At 74.1% G+C, this 19,753-nt stretch carries 16 protein-coding genes; 15 read left to right on the top strand and 1 reads right to left on the bottom strand.

Going from position 1 to position 19,753, the window contains the following annotated elements:
* Nucleotides 1–36 precede the first annotated feature (36 nt).
* The 5 genes from Q0195_RS13830 to Q0195_RS13810 all read left to right on the top strand — a co-directional run bounded on the left by Q0195_RS13830 (nt 37) and on the right by Q0195_RS13810 (nt 7,844).
* Nucleotides 37–1,125 (top strand): PfkB family carbohydrate kinase, encoded by a 1,089-nt coding sequence (locus Q0195_RS13830; RefSeq protein WP_299279522.1) that lies wholly within the window; start codon nt 37–39, stop codon nt 1,123–1,125.
* Between the two features lie 56 nt (nt 1,126–1,181).
* Nucleotides 1,182–2,564, top strand: a complete 1,383-nt coding sequence (locus Q0195_RS13825) for an extracellular solute-binding protein (protein WP_299279518.1) — start codon at nt 1,182–1,184, stop codon at nt 2,562–2,564.
* A gap of 59 nt (nt 2,565–2,623) precedes the next feature.
* A complete protein-coding gene (locus Q0195_RS13820; RefSeq protein WP_299279520.1) occupies nt 2,624–3,487 on the top strand; it encodes a sugar ABC transporter permease in 864 nt (287 codons plus the stop codon).
* The gene (locus tag Q0195_RS13815; RefSeq protein WP_299279516.1) at nt 3,484–4,302 is read left to right on the top strand and encodes a carbohydrate ABC transporter permease; all 819 of its coding nucleotides are present in this window, start codon (nt 3,484–3,486) and stop codon (nt 4,300–4,302) included. Before Q0195_RS13820 ends, Q0195_RS13815 begins: the two co-directional genes overlap by 4 nt.
* A 293-nt stretch (nt 4,303–4,595) precedes the next feature.
* Nucleotides 4,596–7,844: a sugar-binding protein gene (locus tag Q0195_RS13810; protein ID WP_299279514.1), complete on the top strand. Its 3,249-nt coding sequence runs from the start codon at nt 4,596–4,598 to the stop codon at nt 7,842–7,844.
* Nucleotides 7,845–7,930: 86 nt separating this feature from the next.
* Here Q0195_RS13810 and Q0195_RS13805 read toward each other — a convergent pair whose 3' ends face one another.
* Nucleotides 7,931–8,701: a GntR family transcriptional regulator gene (locus Q0195_RS13805; RefSeq protein WP_299279512.1), complete on the bottom strand. Its 771-nt coding sequence runs from the start codon at nt 8,699–8,701 to the stop codon at nt 7,931–7,933.
* A gap of 231 nt (nt 8,702–8,932) precedes the next feature.
* On the opposite strand from Q0195_RS13805, the gene iolC reads away from it, so the two are divergent.
* The 10 genes from iolC (at nt 8,933) to Q0195_RS13755 (ending at nt 19,714) form a co-directional block, all read left to right on the top strand.
* Entirely contained in the window at nt 8,933–9,916 is a 984-nt protein-coding gene (iolC, locus tag Q0195_RS13800) for a 5-dehydro-2-deoxygluconokinase (RefSeq protein WP_299279510.1), read from the top strand.
* Nucleotides 9,917–10,783, top strand: coding sequence for a deoxyribose-phosphate aldolase (locus Q0195_RS13795; protein ID WP_299279508.1), 867 nt, complete (start codon nt 9,917–9,919; stop codon nt 10,781–10,783).
* The gene (iolB, locus tag Q0195_RS13790) at nt 10,780–11,682 is read left to right on the top strand and encodes a 5-deoxy-glucuronate isomerase (protein WP_299279507.1); all 903 of its coding nucleotides are present in this window, start codon (nt 10,780–10,782) and stop codon (nt 11,680–11,682) included. The genes Q0195_RS13795 and iolB overlap by 4 nt, the downstream gene beginning before the upstream one ends.
* Nucleotides 11,679–13,583: a 3D-(3,5/4)-trihydroxycyclohexane-1,2-dione acylhydrolase (decyclizing) gene (iolD, locus tag Q0195_RS13785; protein ID WP_299279505.1), complete on the top strand. Its 1,905-nt coding sequence runs from the start codon at nt 11,679–11,681 to the stop codon at nt 13,581–13,583. Before iolB ends, iolD begins: the two co-directional genes overlap by 4 nt.
* Nucleotides 13,584–13,621: 38 nt before the next feature.
* Nucleotides 13,622–14,497: a TIM barrel protein gene (locus Q0195_RS13780; RefSeq protein WP_299279503.1), complete on the top strand. Its 876-nt coding sequence runs from the start codon at nt 13,622–13,624 to the stop codon at nt 14,495–14,497.
* A gap of 145 nt (nt 14,498–14,642) precedes the next feature.
* Nucleotides 14,643–15,713 carry an ABC transporter permease gene (locus tag Q0195_RS13775; RefSeq protein WP_299279501.1) on the top strand — a complete coding sequence of 357 codons (1,071 nt, stop codon included), beginning with the start codon at nt 14,643–14,645 and terminating at the stop codon, nt 15,711–15,713.
* On the top strand, nt 15,710–16,525 hold the full coding sequence (locus Q0195_RS13770; protein WP_299279499.1) for an ATP-binding cassette domain-containing protein: 816 nt from the start codon (nt 15,710–15,712) through the stop codon (nt 16,523–16,525). The genes Q0195_RS13775 and Q0195_RS13770 overlap by 4 nt, the downstream gene beginning before the upstream one ends.
* A complete protein-coding gene (locus tag Q0195_RS13765; RefSeq protein ID WP_299279497.1) occupies nt 16,522–17,538 on the top strand; it encodes a sugar ABC transporter substrate-binding protein in 1,017 nt (338 codons plus the stop codon). Before Q0195_RS13770 ends, Q0195_RS13765 begins: the two co-directional genes overlap by 4 nt.
* Complete coding sequence (locus Q0195_RS13760; protein WP_299279495.1) at nt 17,535–18,515, top strand: Gfo/Idh/MocA family oxidoreductase; 981 nt, start codon at nt 17,535–17,537, stop codon at nt 18,513–18,515. The genes Q0195_RS13765 and Q0195_RS13760 overlap by 4 nt, the downstream gene beginning before the upstream one ends.
* Nucleotides 18,512–19,714 carry a Gfo/Idh/MocA family oxidoreductase gene (locus Q0195_RS13755; RefSeq protein ID WP_299279493.1) on the top strand — a complete coding sequence of 401 codons (1,203 nt, stop codon included), beginning with the start codon at nt 18,512–18,514 and terminating at the stop codon, nt 19,712–19,714. Before Q0195_RS13760 ends, Q0195_RS13755 begins: the two co-directional genes overlap by 4 nt.
* The last annotated feature ends 39 nt before the right edge of the window (nt 19,715–19,753 follow it).

The raw sequence follows: 19,753 nt of genomic DNA, 5'->3' as shown, positions 1-19,753 counted from the left end.
GCGACGGGCTCGGCCGACCGACCAGGGGAGCACAACGTGACCGAGGAGCAGGTGAGGACGCCGCAGGAGGCACCCGAGGGGAGCGTCCTCGACGTCTTCCTCTCCGGGCCGCTGTTCCTCGACATCGTCTTCTCCGGCATGCCCACCGGCCCGCGCCCCGGCACCGAGGTGTGGGCCAGCGGAATGGGCTCGCTGCCCGGCGGCATCGCCAACCTCGCCGTCGCCACCAGCCGCCTGGGGCTGGCCACCGGCCTGGCCACCGGCTTCGGGGGCGACGTCTACGGACGCTGGTGCTGGGACATCCTCGCCGACGAGGCGATCGACCTGTCCCGTTCCGTGCGCGTCCCCTCCCTCCACACCTCCGTCACCGTCTCGATGGCCTACGACGGCGACCGGGCGATGGTCACCCACGGCCACCCGCTGCCGGTGGGGTACGACGAGCTCATCGGAGAGCCGCCCACCACCCGCGCCGTCATCATCGACCTCGACGACACACGCGCGGAGGAGCGCTGGTGGCGCGCCGCAGCCGCGGCCGGGGCGCTCGTCTTCGCCGACGTCGGCTGGGACCCCTCCGAGCGCTGGGACCCGGCCCGGCTGGACGCCCTGGACGACTGCTACGCCTTCCTGCCCAACGCCGCGGAGGCCACCGCCTACACCGGCACCGACTCCCCGCGGGCCGCCGCCCGTGCGCTGGCCGAACGCGTCCCCCTCGTCGTCGTCACGCTGGGCGCCGAGGGCGCGCTGGCGGTCGACGCCGCCACCGGCGAGGAGTGCCACGTCCCCGCGCTCGACGTCGAGGCGATCGACCCGACCGGCGCCGGCGACGTGTTCCTCGCCGCCTTCGTCCGCGGCACGCTGTCGGGCTGGCCGCTGGAGCGGCGCCTGCGCTTCGCCGCCCTGTGCTCCGGCCTCACCGTGCAGGGCTTCGGCGGCTCTCTCGCCGCCCCCGGCATCGGCGACCTGCACGACTGGTGGGGCACCCTCGACGCCGCCCACGGAGCCGGCGACCCGGCCGCCGCCGAGCTGCACGAGCACTACCGGTTCCTCCCGGACGTCCTGCCCGCCCGTCCCGGCCGGGTCACCCGCCGCGCCGAGGCGACCTTCGCCCTCGAGTCCGACCTCTAACTTATGAACCACACACCGACGGCGGCCCCACCGCCCGACGACCAAGGAGAACGATCATGAGCCGACCACGGATCCGCCGGACCGTCGTCACCGCCGCGGTGGCGCTGCTGGCGCTCGCCGCCTGCACCCCCGGCAGCGGCGGCGGGGACAGCCCGGACGAGCCGGCGACCACCGGCGGCGAGACCGCCGAGGAGGTCAGCACCGACATCTCCGAGCTCGGCGACGTCACCCTCGTCGTGTGGGACCAGGAGGTGCGCGGCGGGCAGAACGAGCAGATGGAGCAGCTCAACGCCGCCTTCATGGAGCGCTACCCGAACGTCACCATCGAGCGCAACACCATGTCCAACGACGACCTCACCACCACCCTGCGGCTGGCGCTCACCGGCGACGACGCCCCCGACGTCACCCAGGTGAACAACTCGCGCTCCCAGATGGGCCAGTACGTCGCAGCCGGCCAGCTGCGCAACCTCGACGACTACGCCGAGGCCTACGGCTGGACCGACCGCTTCTCCGACTCCGTGCTGCAGAACACCCGCTACTCCGCGGACGGCGTCACCTTCGGCGAGGGTTCCATCTGGGGCCTCCCGCAGGTCGGTGAGGTCGTGGGCGTGTACTACTCCAAGTCCAGGCTCGAGGAGCTCGGCCTGGAGGTGCCGCAGACCTGGGCCGAGTTCGGTGAGCAGCTGGCCACCATCCGCGAGGCGGGCCAGACCCCGCTGCTCCTGGGCAACCTCGACCAGTGGCCGGCCGCGCACGTCTTCGGCCCGGTCCAGGGCGCGCACGTCGACCCGGACGAGATCCGGGCGCTGGGCTTCGGCAACGCCGGCGCCAGCTGGGAGACCGACGAGAACCGGGCCGCCGCGGAGGAGCTCGCGGCGTGGGTCGAGGCGGGCTACTTCAACGACGGCTTCAACGGCGCCGACTACGACGCCGTGTGGCAGTCCTTCACCGAGGGCGAGGGTGTCTACCTCATGGCCGGCTCCTGGCTCGGCCCGGACATCGAGGCCGCGATGGGTGAGGACGCCGGCTTCTTCGCCCCACCGCCCGTCGAGGCCGGCGGCCCCAGGGTCACCACCGGTGGCACCGGCATCCCGTTCGCGGTCACGGCGTCCTCGGACGTCCCCGACGTCGGCGCGGCGTACATCGACTTCATCACGAGCGAGGAGGCGATGGCCGTCCTCGCCGAGACCGGCAACATGCCCGTGGTCGAGACGTCCGAGCACATGCCCGACGGCGGGCTGCAGGCCGACATCTACGCCGCCTACAGCGAGGTCACCGAGGAGGGCGCCCTCGTGCCCTACCTCGACTGGGCCACCCCGACGATGAGCGACACCCTCGGCCAGAGCCTGCAGTCCTTCCTCGGCGGACAGCTCGACGTCGACGGGCTGCTCGCCGCGCTCGAGGCCGACTACAGCGAGTTCGTCGCCTCCACGCAGTGAGCACCCGGGAGCGGACCACACCCACCGCGCGGGCGGCCCGACCGGGCCGCCCGCGGCGGCTGGGCCTCTTCGGCCTGACCCCGTACCTCTTCCTCGCCCCCGCATTCGTCGTCTACGCCACGTTCCTGCTCTACCCGCTCGGCCGGGCCGCACAGATCTCCCTGTACGACTGGGACGGGCTGACGCTGGCCACCTTCGTCGGCCTGGAGAACTACGTCGACGTCGTCACCGACCCCCGGTTGCGGGAGGCGTTCTGGCACGCCCTCGTGCTCATCTTCTTCTTCGCCGTCCTGCCGGTGGCGATCGGGCTGGTGCTCTCCGCCGTCCTCGTCCGCGGCCGGGTGCGCGGCCTGCCGTTCTTCCGCACCGTCGTCTTCCTGCCGCAGGTCGTCGCCATGGTCGTCGTCGCCGTCGCCTGGCGGCAGATCTACGCCCCCGACGGCACCCTCAACACCGCCCTGGAGGCGATCGGGCTCGGCGCGCTCACCCGTGCCTGGCTCGGCGACTTCACCTGGACCCTGCCCGCCGTCGGCTTCGTCGGCACCTGGGTGTGCACCGGCCTGGTCACCGTGCTCCTCATGGCCGGCATGGCCCGCATCCCCAACGACCTCTACGAGGCCGCCACGCTCGACGGCGCCGGCGCGGTGCGCTCCTTCTTCGCCATCTCCGTGCCCGCCGTGCGCGCCGAGATCGTCGTGTCGCTGACGCTGACCATCATCGCCGCGCTCAAGACCTTCGACCTCGTCTACGTCACCACCTCCGGCGGCCCCGGGACGTCGACGACGGTGCCCAGCTACGTCGTCTACCGGCGTGCCTTCATGGAGGGCGACGTCGGGTCGGCGGCTGCCGTCGCGATCGTCCTCACCGCCCTCATCTTCCTCATCAACCTCGCGGTCAACCTCATCGGGGAGCGGGAGCGATGAGAGTCTCCACCGGGGAGCGGGTGGGCAACTACCTCATCCTCATCGTCTTCGCCGCCTTCGCGCTCGGCCCGATCCTCACCATCCTCGGCACCGCCCTGTCGCCGGAGACCCCGCAGGACGCCGCCACCGGCCGCCTGCTCCACTGGGAGAACTTCGGCCGGGCGTGGGAGCAGGGCCGCTTCGGGGAGTACCTGGCCACCTCCGTCGTCGTCGCCGTCATCGTCGTGACGAGCGCGGCCGTGCTGTCGATCATGGCCGGCTACGCGTTCGGCGCCTTCACCTTCCCCGGCGCGCAGGTGCTCTTCTACGTCTTCCTCGTCGGCATCATGGTGCCCACCGAGGCCATCGTCGTCCCGCTCTTCTTCGACTTCCAGGCCGTGGGCCTGACGAACACGGTGTGGGGCATCGCCCTGCCCCAGGTGGCCCAGTCCGTGGCGTTCGGGACCTTCTGGATGCGGGCGTACTTCCGCGGGGCCAACCGCTCGATCATCGAGGCCGCGCGGCTCGACGGCGCGGGCCACCACCGGGTGCTGTGGCAGGTGCTGCTCCCGGTGGCCCGCCCGGCCATCGTCACGCTGCTCCTGCTCACCTTCATGTGGACGTGGAACGAGTTCCTCATCCCGCTCGTCATGTCACCGAACCAGGAGCTGCGCACCGCGCCGCTGGGCCTGGCGCTCTTCCGGGGGCAGTACACCCAGGGCACCGTCCTCCTCGCCGCGGGGGCGATCCTCGTCGCGCTGCCGACCGTCGTCCTGTACCTCTTCCTCCAGCGCCACTTCATCCGCGGGATGCTCGAGGGCGCCGTCAAGGACTGACGGGGCCGGCCGAGCCGGTCCGAGCTGCCGGGCGAGGCGGCCCGAGTCGTCAGGGCGAGGTGGCCTGGGCGGGCCGGGCGAGGCGGCCTGAGCCGGCTGGGCGAGATGGCCCGAGCTGCCGGGCGAGGCGGCCTGAGCGGCCCGCGTGAGGCGGCCCAAGTCGGCTGGGCGAGGTGCTCCGAGCCGCCCGTCCTGCTTGCGCCTGCGGGCCCGCCTCGCTACGTTCGTCGGCATCGCGCCCAGCGCAGGGCGACGCGTACAGACGAGGCCGTCTGTCCGACCAGGGGGTAGAGATGAAACGAGCTGTCGCCGCGGCCGCGCTCGCAGCGCTCGGGGTCGCCGCCCTCGTCCCGGCGGCGTCCGGTGCCGACGACCCGCCGCTGACGGTCGCCGAACCGAGCGTCGCGACCGAGGTCGACCCGACGAAGATCGACGTCATGGGCATGTGGGCCCACCCGGACGACGACGCCGGGTTCACCACCCCGTGCGGCGTGTGGCACGACCGCTACGGCGTGCGCTGCGGGCTCATCATGCTCACCCGCGGCGAGGGCGGCTCCAACTCGGTGGGCAACGAGTCCGGGCCGGCGCTCGGGCTGCGCCGGGAGAACGAGGACCGCGCCTCGCACTACCGCTCCGGCACCGTCGACATCTACAACATCGACGCCGTCGACTTCTTCTACAACACCAGCGCCGCGCTCACCGCCGAGGTGTGGGGCGACCAGGACATCAAACGCCAGGTGGTCCACGTCATCCGCCAGACCCGGCCCGAGGTGCTCATCGGCTTCTCCCCGGCACCCGCCGGCCACGGGCACCACCAGACCGCGGGGCGGCTCATCTGGGAGGCCGCCGCGGCCGCCGCCGACCCGACGATGTACCCCGAGCAGCTCACCGGACCCGACGCCGTCGACGTCTGGCAGGTCAAGGTCATCACCTCCGGGGCGAGCACCCAGGGGGAGGGCGGCACCGACGGCCCGCAGTGCAACACCGGCTTCGTCCCCGCCCCGACGAACCCGTTCACCGTCGTCGGCACGTGGAGCGGCTACGACTCCCCGTACGAGTGGCTGCCCGGCAACATCCAGGGCCAGGAGCCGGGAACGCCGATGACCTGGGCGCACGTGGGGCGCGAGGGCAACCGCGCCCACCCGACCCAGGCCCGCGTCAAGCAGGTGGACGTGTGGGAGCCGCAGTGCCTGCGCTACGGCATCGCCCACTCTCTCGTCCCGTTCCAGCCGAACGGCACGGAGGCCAACGCCCGCGACGACGCCATCCTCTTCGGCACGGTGCTCCCGGACCCGGGCGGTATGCCGCTGGGCAGCACGTACACCATCACCCCGGACGCCTGGTTCCAGGCCCCCGGCGAGCCCTTCGAGGTCACCGTGGCGAGCCGGTCCGGCGGCGCCACCGTCGCCGCCGGCGAGGTCACGCTCGAGGTCCCCGAGGGGTGGACGGTCTCCGAGCCGCAGCAGCTCGGGCCGGTCACCGCCGAGGACGAGGCGAGCGTCACCTTCACCGTCACCCCTGGTGAGGACACCGCCTTCGGCCGCTACCGCCTGGCCGCGCACTTCGACAACGGCGAGGTCACGGCCTACAACGACACCCGCGTCGACGTCATCGCCGGGGTCGAGGGGCGGTTCGAGCGCTGGGGCAACTACGCGGCCTACGACGAGTGGGCCGAGGAGTACACCTTCGTCGCCGGCCGCTCCGCCGCCGAGACGCAGATCGGTGCCGGGGAGTCGGTGACCGTGCCCGTGGTCGTCACCAACCGCACGGCGCTGCCGGCCGACGGCGAGGTCCGGCTCGACGTCGGCGAGGGCTTCGCCGCCTCCGACCCCGTGGCGTTCACCGACCTCGCCCCGGGCGGGCAGACCCGGGTGGAGCTCGTGCTGACCCACACCGACCCCGGCGACCCCGGCGGCTACGTCGCCGAGATCCCGGTGGTCACCACCGTGACCGACGGACCGCAGAGCAGCGAGACGCTGCGCACGTACGTCGTGCCGACCACCGTCGTCCCGCAGGCCGAACAGGCACCCGCCGTCGACGGCGTGGCCGACGACGGGTACGGCGACCCGATCGACATCGGCCGCCGCTGGGAGGGGCAGGAGTGCGCCCCGGACGGCACCGACTGCGGCGCCGGCAGCACCGCCCGCCTCGCCTGGCACGACGACGCGCTCTACGTCGTCGCCGAGGTGGTCGACGACGTCGCGAGCGCGGCCGCCACACCGGAGCGCTGCTTCGGCCATTGGCTCGTCGACTCGGTCGAGGTGCTCCTCGACCCGCAGGCCACGTCCCGGGACACCTCGACGACCTTCAAGAGCGGGATCATGCCCTTCACCGACGACCCGGAGGGCACCGCCGGGCAGGGGCCGGACGGTCCGTGCTGGAGCCGCGACGCGGACAATCACCAGGGCTTCTCCTCCGGTCCGCTGGCCGACACGGTCGAGGACGGGCCGAACTCACCCGGCCAGGAGGTCGCCGTCGCGGCGACCCGGACGGAGGACGGCAGCTACGAGGGCGGCCGGTGGACGGTCGAGGTGAAGATCCCGCTGGCCAACCTCCCGGCGGCGGTCAGCGCCCCGAGCGCCGCCCCCACCGGGGTGCCGGGGGAGACCGCGGTCGACCCGACCTACCTCGGGCTCAACATCACGCCGTACGACTCCGACAACCAGGACTTCATCGGCGACACCCGCAACGCATGGTCACCGTTCGGCAGCCAGCAGTCCGAGCCCTACCGGTGGGGACACGCCTACCTCGAGGGCTACCAGCCGCCCGCCGACCGGCCCACGGAGCCACGGGAGCCGACCATCCCGGACACCGCCCTGCGCGGTGTCGAGTCACCGCAGACGATCTACCAGTCCGCGACGCGCGGGGTGACCATCGCCGGGCTGCCGGCCGGCCGGGCGCTCGACGTCACCGACGTCGAGATCGCCAACCCCTCGGTGACGCTCTCCCTCGCCGCGCAGGAGCCCGGCACGGTCCGCGCCTTCGCGTGGACCGGCGACCCGGCGATGGTCCCGGTGTGGGTCTCCAGCTGCCCGGGCGACGAGCTCGGCTTCTCCACCTGCTCTCCCGAGGACGTCGCCGCCGCGCCGTGGGCACCGGACATGGGCGGGCGGCTGCTCGGCAGCGTGGTGGCGGACGTCGAGCCGGGCAGCAGCACGGTGACGATGGAGCTCGACGCCGCCGCCCTGGAGCCGCTGCGCACCGACGGGGCGATCCTCGTCTCGTGGGAGTCCGCCGAGACCGGCGGGGTGAACGCCTGGCACTTCGCCGTCGTCGAGGGCGAGGTGCCCACCGAGGAGCCCACCGAGGAACCGACCGGGGAGCCCACCGAGGAGCCGACGGGGGAGCCGACCGGCCCGGGCCCGACGGACACGCCCACCGACCCCGCCCCGACCGACGGGGCGACCACGCCCCCGGCCTCCGGCGGGGGCGGGCTGCCCACCACCGGTGCGGACGTCACGACGGTGCTGCTCGTGGCGCTCGCCCTGGCGCTGGTCGGCGGCGCGACGACCCTCGGGGTCCGGCGGCTGCGGCGCAGGTGACATCCGCGGCGGCGCGGCCGGTCCGGTCGTGCCGCCGGGGGCGTGCTGCCGGGACCGCGTCGCTGGGACCGCGCCGCGACGACCGCTCAGTGGGCGACGAGCGTGGTCTGGAAGGTGTAGCGCGAGGCGCGGTAGATGTGGGTGCCGAGCTCGACGATGGTGTCGGTGTCCGCGATGGCGACACGCTCCATGGTGAGCACCGCGGCACGGGCCGGCTCGTGAAGGATCCGTGACTCGGCGGCGGTGGCCTGGCGGGCCCCGATGGTCTGGTGCGCCAGGCGCAGCCGAACGCCGCGGGCACGCAGGGAGGCGTAGAGGCCGTCGGCCTCCAGGTCCTGTCGCGAGGGCGCGAGGTCGGCCCGGATGACGTTGGTCATCAGGGCCAGCGGCTCGTCGTCGGCGTACCGCAGCCGCCGCACGTGGACCACCTCCTGCCCGACGTCGAGCTGGAGCCGGCGGGCCGCCTCCGCGTCGGCCGGGCGTACCTCGTAGTCGAGGACCTCGGTGCGCGGGCGGCGGCCGGCGGCGGCGAGGTCGTCGTGCAGGCTGGTCAGCTCGACAGCGCGACGGATGATCTCCGGCGCCACCTCGGTGCCCACGCCGCGCTTGCGCACGAGCATCCCCTTGTCCACCAGCTCCTGCAGCGCGCGGCGGGCGGTGGGCCGGGACACCCGCAGCCGGTCGGCCATCGCCAGCTCGTTCTCGATCCGGGTGTGCGCGGCGATCTCCCCGGAGACGATGGCCTCCTGCAGCACCGACGCGATCTGGTGGTAGAGCGGGACGGGGCTGGTGCGGTCCAGGTGGACCCGGGGGCGGTAGACCTCCGCCGGCCGCTCCGGCACGGGCGACGTCGTCATGGTTCTCCTCGGCGCCTTGTCGGGACAATTACACATAATGCCATCTCCGCGACCCGGCGCCATGCCCGCCCGTACCGTGGTCCCCCGGGCCGGCCTCCGGTCGCCCCCGGTCACCGCCGGGGCGTCCCTGGCCGCTCGTGCCCCGACCACCCTCGGGTCTTTGTCCAGACAAACGGTTGACCGCTCCCGGCGGCTGGGTGAGAATCGTGGACACCGACCGAGGAGAGTGCGATGGGGAGCTCGCGGCGTCTGGACGTCCTGACCTTCGGCCGGTGCGGCGTGGACATCTACCCGCTGACCACCGGCGTGGGCCTGGAGGAGGTCGAGACCTTCGGCAAGTTCCTCGGCGGCAGCCCGACGAACGTCGCCGTCGCCGCCGCCCGGCTCGGCCACAGCGCCGCGACGATCACCGGGGTGGGCGACGACCCGCTGGGCCGCTACGTCCGCCGTGAGATGGTCCGCCTCGGCGTGAGCGACGAGTTCGTCATCACGGCACCCGAGCTCAACACCCCGATCACGCTGTGCGAGATGTTCCCGCCGGACCACTTCCCGCTGTACTTCTACCGCGAGCCCACCGCTCCGGACCTCCAGGTGCGCCCCGAGGACGTCCCGGTCGACGCCGTCCGCGAGGCCGGGGTCATGTGGTTCTCGGTGACCGGGCTGTCGGAGGAGCCCTCCCGCTCCGCCCACCTCACCGCCCTCACGGCGCGGGGCCGCCGCGCGCACACGGTCCTCGACCTCGACTGGCGGCCGATGTTCTGGGACTCCCCGGACGAGGCCCGCGGCCTGGTGCGTGACGTCCTCCCCGGCGTGACGATCGCCGTCGGCAACCGCGAGGAGTGCGAGGTGGCCGTCGGGCAGAGCGAGCCCGACCGGGCCGCCGACGCGCTGCTCGCCGCCGGGGTGGAGCTCGCCGTGGTCAAGCAGGGCCCGCGGGGCACCCTGGCCAAGACCCGGGACGAGCGGGTCGAGGTCCCGCCCGTCCCCACCGAGGTGGTCAACGGTCTCGGCGCGGGCGACGCCTTCGGCGGGGCGCTGTGCCACGGGCTGCTCGCCGGCTGGCCGCTGGAGCGCACCATCGCCGCGGCCAACGCCGCCGGCGCGATCGTCGCGGCCCGGCTCGAGTGCTCCACCGCCATGCCCACCGAGGAGGAGGTCCGCGAGGTCCTCGACGGCGGTGCCCACCCCCACGAGGTCGAGCGACGGGTGGTCTAGATGCTCACCGTCGAGGAGATCCGCGACCTGCGCATGCACGAGCCGGAGCGGGTCGCCCGCGCCCTGGCGCAGCGGCCGCGCGGGCGGCTCCCGGGGCCCGGGGAACGGCTCATGGTCATCGCCGCCGACCACCCCGCCCGCGGCTCGCTGGCCGTCGGCCACGACCCGATGGCGATGGGGGACCGGCGCGAGCTGCTCCGCCGCTGCGTCGCCGCCCTCGCCCGCCCGGGTGTCCACGGCTTCCTCGGCACCCCGGACCTCGTCGAGGACCTCACCCTGCTCGGTGCGCTGGACGGCAAGCTCGTCTACGGGTCGATGAACCGGGGCGGGCTGCGCGGCGCCGGGTTCGAGATGGACGACCGGTTCACCGGCTACACCGTCCGCGCCGTCGTCGACTCCGGGCTCGACGGCGGCAAGGTGCTGCTGCGGATCGACCCGCAGGACCCCGGCTCGCTGCGCACCCTGGAGTCCACCGCCCACGCCGTGGACGCGCTCGCCGCCTCCCGCCGGGTGGCGCTGGTCGAGCCCTTCCTCTCCCGCCGGGTGGAGGGCCGGTCGACGAACGTCCTGACCACCGAGGCCGTCGTCACCGCCGTCGCCATCGCCGCCGGCCTCGGCGGCACCTCGGCCTACACCTGGCTCAAGGTGCCGCTCGTCCCCGACATGGAGGCGGTGGCCGCTGCCTCCACCCTGCCGACGCTCGTCCTGGGCGGTGAGGTCGGCGACGACGTCGCGGCCACGGTCGAGGGCTGGGCACGGGCGCTGCGTGTGCCCGGCATCCGCGGGCTGGTCCTGGGCCGCACCCTGCTCTACCCCCCGGACGACGACGTCGAGGGCGCCGTCGACAGGGCGGTGGCGCTGCTGTGACCCGCGACCTCGTGCTCCGGGCCGGGCAGACCGCCCACGGCCCCTACACCCTCGACCTCACCCCCGAGCGTGCCGGGTGGCGCTTCAGCGGGCTCAAGGTCGTCGAGCTGCCGGCCGGCGGGAGCGTGGAGCTGGCCACCGGCGAGGACGAGATGCTCGTCCTGCCGCTCGCCGGCGGGTGCGCCGTCGAGGTCGAGGGGCAGCGCCACGAGCTGACCGGCCGCCCGGACGTCTTCACCGCCGTCACCGACTACCTCTACCTGCCCCGGGACACGACGGCGCGGCTCAGCTCGGCGGCGGGCGGCACGGTCGCGCTCCCGACGGCACGCGCCGAGCGGCGACCGGCCGTCTCCTACCAGGACGCGGGCCGGGTGCGCACCGAGCTGCGCGGCGCCGGGCAGTGCTCCCGCCAGGTGAACAACTACGCGCTGGGCAACGACGTCGAGACCGACCACCTCCTCGTGTGCGAGGTGCTCACACCGGGCGGCAACTGGTCCTCCTACCCGCCCCACAAGCACGACGAGCACACCGAGCACGAGCGTGAGCTGGAGGAGATCTACTACTACGTGGTCCGGCCCGGGCCGGTGGGCCCCGGCTTCGCCGTCCACCGCACCTACGGCACACCCCGGCGCCCGGTCGACATCACCGCCGAGGTGCGCACCGGCGACGTCGTCCTCGTCCCGCACGGCTACCACGGCCCGGCCATGGCGGCCCCCGGGTACGACCTGTACTACCTCAACGTCATGGCCGGCCCCGCCCCGGACCGGACCTGGCTCATGACCATCGACCCCGCCCACGACTGGGTACGGGACACGTGGGAGGACCTGCCGGTCGACCCCCGGCTGCCGATGACCCGTCCCGTCCCGCCACGTCCGCCCGAGCCGGAGGAGCGACGATGACCGACACGACCAGCCCCGGGACCGTCCGCCTGACCGTCGGGCAGGCGCTCGTGCGCTTCCTGTCCGCCCAGCACACCGAGCGTGACGGCGTGGAACGGCCCCTCTTCGCCGGCGTCCTGGGCATCCTCGGCCACGGCAACGTCGCCGGGGTGGGCCAGGCCCTCCTCGAGAGCGTCCTGGAGCCGGAGCCCGGCACCCGGCCGCTGCGCTTCTACCAGGCCCGCAACGAGCAGAACATGGTGCACACCGCCGTCGGCTACGCCCGGACCACCAACCGGCTGCAGACCTTCGCCTGCACCGCCTCCATCGGCCCCGGCTCGACGAACATGCTCACCGGCGCGGCACTGGCCACCATCGACCGCATCCCGGTGCTCCTGCTGCCCGCGGACCTCTTCGCCACCCGCCGGGTGGACCCCGTGCTCCAGCAGCTGGAGAACGAGCAGACCCTGGACACCTCCGTCAACGACGCCTTCCGCCCGGTCTCCCGCTTCTTCGACCGGATCCACCGCCCCGAGCAGCTCCCCGCGAGCCTGCTCGCCGCGATGCGGGTGCTCACCGACCCGGCCGAGACCGGTGCGGTGACGCTCTGCCTGCCCCAGGACGTCCAGGCCGAGGCCCACGACTGGCCCACCGAGCTCTTCCGCCGCCGGGTGTGGCACGTGCCGCGCCCGGTGCCCGAGCCGGCAGCCCTGGAGCGGGCGGCCGCGCTCGTCCGGGAGGCGCGGCGGCCGCTCGTCGTCGCCGGCGGCGGGGTGGTCTACTCCGAGGCGAGCGGCGCGCTCACCGCGCTGGCCGACGCCACCGGCATCCCGGTCGTCGACACCCAGGCGGGCAAGGGCGCCATCGCGTGGGACCACCCGTGCGCGGCCGGTGGCGTGGGCGCCACCGGCAACGCCGCCGCCAACGCGCTGGCCGCAGCGGCCGACGTCGTCATCGGCGTGGGGACCCGCTACACCGACTTCACCACCGCCTCGCGCACCGCATTCCGCCACCCCGCGGTGCGTTTCGTCAACATCAACGTCAAGGCCTTCGACGCCGCCAAGCACGCCGCCGAGATGGTCGTCGCCGACGCCCGCGAGGGCCTCACCGCGCTCACCGCGGCGCTCACCGGGTACCGGGTCGCCGCGGAGTACTCCCGGGAGGTGACCGAGCGTGTCGCCGACTGGCAGCGGGTCACCGAGGAGTGCTACCACCGCGGCCACGGCCCGCTGCCCGCCCAGACCGAGATCTTCGGCGTGCTCAACGAGCTCATGGGGGAGGAGGACGTCCTCGTCAACGCGGCCGGGTCGATGCCCGGCGACCTCCAGGCGCTGTGGCGGGCGCGCAGCCCGGTGCAGTACCACCTCGAGTACGGCTACTCGTGCATGGGCTACGAGATCCCCGCGGCGCTCGGCGTCAAGCTGGCCCGGCCGCAGAGCGAGGTCGTCGCCGTCGTCGGCGACGGCAGCTACCAGATGGCCCCGCAGGAGATCGCCACCATCGTCGCCGAGGGCGTCAAGGTCGTCCTCGTCGTGCTGCAGAACCGCGGCTGGGCCTCGATCGGGGCGCTGTCGGAGTCCCACGGCTCCCAGCGCTTCGCCACCGAGTACCGGGTACGTGACCCCGAGACCGGGATGCTCGACGGCCCGCCGGTGCCGGTGGACCTCGCCGCCAACCTGCGCAGCTACGGTATCGAGGTGCTCGAGCCGGGCTCGGTCGCCGAGTTCCGCGAGGCCTTCGGCAAGGCGGTGGCTGCCTCCGCCACGACGGCGGTCGTCGTCGAGACCGACCTGCGTGGCCCGGCGCCGCCCTCGTCGAGCTGGTGGGACGTCCCGGTGGCCGAGGTGTCCCGGCTGGAGAGCACGCGCCGCGCCCGTGCGGAGTACGAGCGCGACCGGCGCGCCCAGCGCCACCACCTGTGACCCCGGGCGGGCCCGACCCCGCCGGAGAGGAGAGAGCCATGCGGATCGCCGGAGCACCCATCAGCTGGGGGGTGTGCGAGGTGCCGGGGTGGGGCCACCAGCTCGCCCCGCAGCGCGTGCTCACCGAGATGGCCGAGCTCGGCATCACCGCCACCGAGCTGGGGCCGCAGGGCTGGCTGCCCGTCGCCCCCGCCGAGCGGGCCGCGGCGCTGGCGCCCTACGGGCTCACCGTCGTCGGCGCGTTCGTCCCCGTGGTCCTCCACGATCCCGGGCACGACCCGCTGCCGGAGGTGGACCGCGAGCTCGACGCCTTCGCCGCCACCGGCGGGCAGGTCCTCGTGCTCTCCGCCGCCACCGGCCAGGAGGGGTACGACGAGCGCGCCGAGCTCGACGAGGTGGGGTGGGCCACGCTGCTGGGCAACCTCGACCGCCTCGCCGACCGCGCGGCCGCACGCGGGATGCAGGTCAGCCTCCACCCGCACGTCGGCACCATGGTCGAGCGGGAGGAGGAGGTGCGGCGGGTCCTGGCCGGCTCGGACGTCCCGCTGTGCCTGGACACCGGCCACCTCCTCATCGGCGGCACCGACCCGGTCGCCCTCGCCCGCGCGCACGCCGCGCGGATCAACCACGTCCATGTCAAGGACGTGCGCCTCGACCTGGCCCGGGACGTCCAGGCGGGCCGGCTCGGCTACACCGACGCCGTCCGGCAGGGGATCTACACCCCGCTGGGGGAGGGCGATGTCGACTTCGCGGCCGTCGTCGCCGCGCTCGACGCGGTGGGTTTCACCGGCTGGTACGTGCTGGAGCAGGACACCGTCCTGACCGCCGAGCCGCCCGCGGGCGACGGGCCGGTGCACGACGTGCGGCGGTCCCTGGAGTACCTGCGCTCGCTCCACCCGGGACGGGTGCGCTGACCGCGTGGGACGGGTCCGGCGACCGAAGCTCCGTGGATGTTGGAATGTCCGGACAAATCTTGACACCCGGTCGGGCCGTGGCCCAGACTAACCGCACCGCCGGCGGCCCCGTCCGCCGACACGCTTGCTGGAGGGGAACGACCCGATGACGGCTGTTGCGCAGACGACCGCCGACGGGCCCGCGTCCGGCGGACCGGCGTCCGGCCCACCCGGGAGGCGCAGCCGCGGCCTGCACGCGGCGCTCACCGTCGTGCGCCTGGGCCCCGTCCTCCTCCTCGTCCTCATCATGGCGGTGCTGGCGGCGCTCAACCCGCTGTTCCTCTCACCGGTCAACCTCGGCAACGTCGGCCTGGAGGCGTCGGTCGTCGCCATTCTCGCCCTGGGCCAGCTGCTCGTCATCATCACGGCCGGCATCGACCTGTCCGTCGGTTCCGTCGTGGCGATGTCGAGCATCCTCGGGGCGCTGTGGATCCGCGAGCTCGACCTCGTCTCCGGCTGGCTCGTCATCCCGTCGATGATCCTCGCCGGCGGTCTGGCCGGGGCGGTCAACGGCACCCTCTTCGTCAAGGGGCGGCTGCCCCACCCCTTCCTGCCGACCCTCGCCATGCTCATGGTGGCGCGCGGCGTCGCGCTCATCGTCAGCGAGGGGCAGCCGATCACCGGGATGCCCGACGCCGTGCGCACCGTCGGGTACGGCCACCTCGGGCGGGTGCCGTGGGCCGTGGTCCTCGTCGCCGTCCTCGCCGTCATCGTCTACGTGCTCCTGCGGCGGATCACCTGGGGGCAGTGGATCTACGCCATCGGCGGCAACCGCGAGGCCGCCCGGCGCGTCGGCGTGCCCGTGGACCGGGTGCTCATCTCCGTCTACGTCTTCAGCGGCATGTGCGCCGGCACGGCGGCCATCGTCGTCTCCGGCCAGACGAACTCCGCCTACCCCACGGCCGGCAACCTCCTGGAGCTCTCCGCCATCGCCGCCGTCATCATCGGCGGGGCGAGCTTCTTCGGTGGCCGCGGCACCGTGGTCGGCACCCTCGTCGGCGCGCTCATCCTCGGCGTCATCCAGAACGGCCTCAACCTCATGAACGTCCAGAGCAGCTGGCAGTACGTCGCGCTCGGGGCCGCCGTCGTCATCGCCGTCCAGCTCGACGTCGTGCGCGCCCGGCTGGAGACCCGGCTGCGGGTCGTGCGCACCGAGGAGTCGGAGGCCCCGCGATGACGACGACGCAGCCGCACCCGGCCCCGGCCGACCGGGACCGCACCCCGGTGCTCGAGGTCCGCGGCGCCGTCAAGCGCTTCGGCGCGGTGACCGCCCTCGCCGGGGTCGACCTCACCGTCCACCGCGGCGAGGTGCTCGGCCTGCTCGGGGACAACGGCGCCGGCAAGTCCACCCTCATCAAGGCGATCACCGGCGTCCACCAGCTCGACGACGGCGAGATCCGCCTCGAGGGCGAGCGGGTCGCTCTCACCAGCCCCACCGTGGCGCGCGAGCACGGCATCGAGGCCGTCTACCAGGACCTCTCCCTCTTCGACAACCTCGACGTCGCGACGAACCTCTACGTCGGGCACGAGCTCACCAGACCCCGCCGCTGGCGCGGGATCGGCTGGCTCGACCGCAAGGCGATGCGCCGCGACGTCGCCGAGCGGCTCGCCACCCTCCAGGTCCACCTGCCCGACCTGCGCGGCCAGGTCGGCCTCATGTCCGGGGGCCAGCGGCAGGCGATCGCCGTCGCGCGCGCGGTCGCCTTCGCCCGCCGGGTCCTCATCCTCGACGAGCCGACCGCGGCGCTCGGGGTGCGCGAGACCCGCAACGTCCTCGACACCATCCGCCGGCTGCCCGAGCACGGCATCTCCATCATCCTCATCTCGCACAACATGGACCACGTCGTCCAGGTGTGCGACAACGCCGTGGTCATGCGGCAGGGGCGGGTCGTGGGCACCGTCCGCCCGGCACCGGAGACGGTGCAGGACATGGTCGCCATGATCGTCGGAGCCACCAACGGCGCCACGCAGAAGGGACAACCGCAATGAGGTCAACACGTCACGCGCTGGCGGCCGTCGTCGCCACGGCCGCGCTCCTCCTCGCCGCGTGCGGCGGCGACGACGGCAACGGCGGCCCAGGCGGCGCCGGGGACGGCGACGGCCAGGACACCTACGACATCGCCGTCGTCCTCAAGACCCTGTCCTCCCCGTTCTGGCTCCAGGTCGCCGGCGGCGTCCAGGACGGCGCCGCCGCCGCGGGGGCCAACGTCACCCTGGCCGGCGCCACCGCCGAGACCCAGGTCCAGGAGCAGATCGACAAGGTCCGCGCCGCGATCACCCAGCAGGTCGACGCCCTCGTCGTCGCCCCGACGCAGGCCGACCAGCTCGAGCCGATCCTCCAGCAGGCCGTCGACGAGGGCATCCCCGTCCTCCTCGTCGACACCGACATCGAGGGCTGGGACGGCAAGGAGACCTTCGTCGGCACCGACAACTACGCCGCGGGCGTCACGGCGGGGGAGTTCATCCTCGAGCAGGCCGACTCCGGCACCATCGCCCTCATCCGCGGCGTGCCCGGCAACCCGTCGACCGACAGCCGCGTCGACGGCGTCATCGACACCCTCGAGGGGAGCGGCATCGAGGTCGTCGCCGACCTCTCCGCCAACTCCGACCGCGCCGAGGGCCGCGCGGTCATGGCCGACATCCTCCAGTCCAACCCCGACGTGTCCATCGTCTTCGCCGCGAACGACGACATGGCGCTGGGTGCCCTGGAGGCCGTCAAGGCCGCCGGGGTGGACCTCGAGGACATCCTCGTCATCGGCGTGGACGGCACGAGCGACGCCGTGGACTCGATCCTCGCCGGCGAGCTGGACGCCAGCATCGCGCAGAACTCCTACCAGATGGGCCGCACCAGCGTGGAGCTCGCCGTCGAGCTGCTCGACGGGAAGACCATCGACGCCCGGGTCGACACCGGGGTCACCGTGGTGACGCCGGAGAACGCCGAGGAGTACGGCGCCTCGCTGGAGGAGCAGGCCGCCGACGAGGACGTCGCCGAGGAGCAGTGAGCGTGGTCGACGTCGGCGTCATCGGGCTGGGGGCGATGGGGGCCGACCACGTGCGCTCGCTGGTCGAGCACGTCCCGCACGCCCGGGTGACCGCCGTCTTCGACCCGGTCCCGGAGCGGGCCGCCGCGGTGGCCGCCGCGGTCGGGGCGCGGGTGGTGGCCACCGACGAGGAGGTCGTCGCCGCGCCGGACGTCCAGGCCGTCGTCGTCACCTCACCCGACCACACGCACGCCCGGCTCACGCTCGCGTGCATCGCCGCCGGCAAGCCGGTGCTGTGCGAGAAGCCGCTCGGCACCGGCCCGGAGGAGTCGGCACAGGTGGTCGCCGCGGAGGCGGCCGCCGGGCGACGGCTCGTCACCGTGGGTTTCATGCGCCGCTTCGACCCGGGCTACCTCGAGCTGCGGGACGCGGTACGCGGCGGCCTGGTCGGCGACCCGCTCGTCGTGCACAACGTCCACCGCAACGCCGCTGCCCACCCCGACGCCACGAGCGAGGGGGTGGTGACCAACTCGATGGTCCACGAGCTCGACGTCCTGCCGTGGCTCACCGGTCTGCCCGTGACCGCGCTCGACGTCCGCGCCCCCCACTCGGAGGGGCTGCGCGAGCCCCAGCTCGCCACCGTGGTCCTCGGCGACGGGGAGGTGCTCGCCACCGTCGAGGTCTTCCCCAACGCCCGGTACGGGTACGACGTGCGCTGCGAGGTGGTCGGGACGAGCGGGACGGTGAGCCTGCGCCCGCCGGCCCGACTCGACGTCGCGCTCGACGGACGTGCCGGCCCGGCGGTGCCCGCGGACTTCCGGTCCCGCTTCGCCGACGCCTACCGCGCCGAGCTGGCGGCGTGGGCCGCCGCCGCGGCGGACGGGGGCGCCACGGGCGCCTCGGCACTCGACGGGCACCGCGCCAACCTCGCCGCCGCGGCCGGGGTGGAGTCGCTGCGCACCGGGCGCACCGTCACCGTCGCGGCGGACCCGGCGTGACCCGGCCGGCCGGGCAGGGAGCGGGGCCGCGCCGCCAGATCGGCGTCGGCGTGGTCGGGCTGGGCTGGATGGGGCGGCTGCACGCCCGCAGCCACCGGGGGGTGCTCGAGCGCTGGCCCGAGCTCGGCGCGGCACCCCGCCTCGTGCTCGCCGCCGACCCGGTCCCGGAGAACCGGGCCGCGGCGGTCGACCACCTCGGGTTCGCGGCCGCGACCGCGGACTGGCGCGAGGTGGTGACGCACCCGGACGTCGACGTCGTGTCCGTGTGCGTGCCCAACCACCTCCACCGCGAGGTGGCGCTGGCGGCGGTGGAGGCGGGCAAGCCCGTCTGGGTGGAGAAGCCGATGGGCCGCGACGCCGCCGAGGCGGCCGACATCGCCCGTGCCGCGGCCGCCCGCGGGCTGGTGACGGCGGTGGGCTTCAACTACCGCCACGCCCCCGCGGTGGTCCACGCCCGCGAGCTCGTCCGCTCCGGGCGGCTGGGCCGGGTGACGAACGTGCGGGTGTGGCTGCTCGCCGACTACGCGGCCTCCCCGGACGCCCCGCTCACCTGGCGCTACCGCCGCGCGACGGCCGGATCCGGCGTGATCGGGGACCTGCTCTGCCACGGCGCCGACCTCGCCCAGCTGCTCGCCGGCCGGATCACCGCGGTCTGCGCGCTCACCGGCACCGTCGTCACCGAGCGCCCGGTGCCCCTCCGTCCCGGGGTCGGCCACGGCGGCCACGAGGTCGGCCGGGAGCGCGGTCCGGTGGAGAACGAGGACCACGCCGCGGCGCTACTGCGCTTCGCCTCCGGTGCCGTCGGCACCCTCGAGTGCAGCCGGGTGGCCCGCGGGCCCCGCGCCGAGTACGTCGTCGAGGTCTACGGCACCCGCGGGTCGGTCCGCTGGAACTTCGAGCGGATGGGTGAGCTCCTGGTCGACACCGGGGCGGGCGGCTACACCACCGTGCTCGCCGAGCCGGGCTTCGGGGAGTTCGGCCGGTTCCAGCCCTCCGCCGGGACCGCCATGGGATACGACGACCTCAAGACCATCGAGGCCGCGCTCTTCCTCCGCTCGGTGCTCACCGGCGAGCAGCACGGCCCCTGCGCCGCCGACGGCTGGTCCGCCGCCGAGGTCGGGGCCGCGGTCGCGGCCTCCGCCGCCGACGGCCGGTGGCACGAGGTCCCCGCCGTCCCCGGCACCACCCACGACCGCTGACCCCTCCCCGACAGCCCAACCGTCGGCGAGGGGCGTGAC

The sequence above is a fragment of the uncultured Georgenia sp. genome (genome assembly GCF_937958535.1).
Lineage (GTDB): Bacteria > Actinomycetota > Actinomycetes > Actinomycetales > Actinomycetaceae > Oceanitalea.
The sequence above is the reverse complement of the archived record's forward strand: the minus strand, read 5'-3'. Positions and strand labels throughout refer to the sequence as shown.

Excerpts from the sequence above, each read along its gene's own strand:
- Q0195_RS13795 (WP_299279508.1), top strand. The coding sequence starts at position 9,917 with ATGCTCACCGTCGAGGAGATCCGCGACCTGCGCATGCACGAGCCGGAG.
- Q0195_RS13810 (WP_299279514.1), top strand. The coding sequence starts at position 4,596 with ATGAAACGAGCTGTCGCCGCGGCCGCGCTCGCAGCGCTCGGGGTCGCC.
- Q0195_RS13775 (WP_299279501.1), top strand. The coding sequence starts at position 14,643 with ATGACGGCTGTTGCGCAGACGACCGCCGACGGGCCCGCGTCCGGCGGA.
- Q0195_RS13815 (WP_299279516.1), top strand. The coding sequence starts at position 3,484 with ATGAGAGTCTCCACCGGGGAGCGGGTGGGCAACTACCTCATCCTCATC.
- Q0195_RS13770 (WP_299279499.1), top strand. The coding sequence starts at position 15,710 with ATGACGACGACGCAGCCGCACCCGGCCCCGGCCGACCGGGACCGCACC.
- iolD (WP_299279505.1), top strand. The coding sequence starts at position 11,679 with ATGACCGACACGACCAGCCCCGGGACCGTCCGCCTGACCGTCGGGCAG.
- iolC (WP_299279510.1), top strand. The coding sequence starts at position 8,933 with ATGGGGAGCTCGCGGCGTCTGGACGTCCTGACCTTCGGCCGGTGCGGC.
- Q0195_RS13825 (WP_299279518.1), top strand. The coding sequence starts at position 1,182 with ATGAGCCGACCACGGATCCGCCGGACCGTCGTCACCGCCGCGGTGGCG.
- Q0195_RS13805 (WP_299279512.1), bottom strand. The coding sequence starts at position 8,701 with ATGACGACGTCGCCCGTGCCGGAGCGGCCGGCGGAGGTCTACCGCCCC.
- Q0195_RS13765 (WP_299279497.1), top strand. The coding sequence starts at position 16,522 with ATGAGGTCAACACGTCACGCGCTGGCGGCCGTCGTCGCCACGGCCGCG.
- Q0195_RS13780 (WP_299279503.1), top strand. The coding sequence starts at position 13,622 with ATGCGGATCGCCGGAGCACCCATCAGCTGGGGGGTGTGCGAGGTGCCG.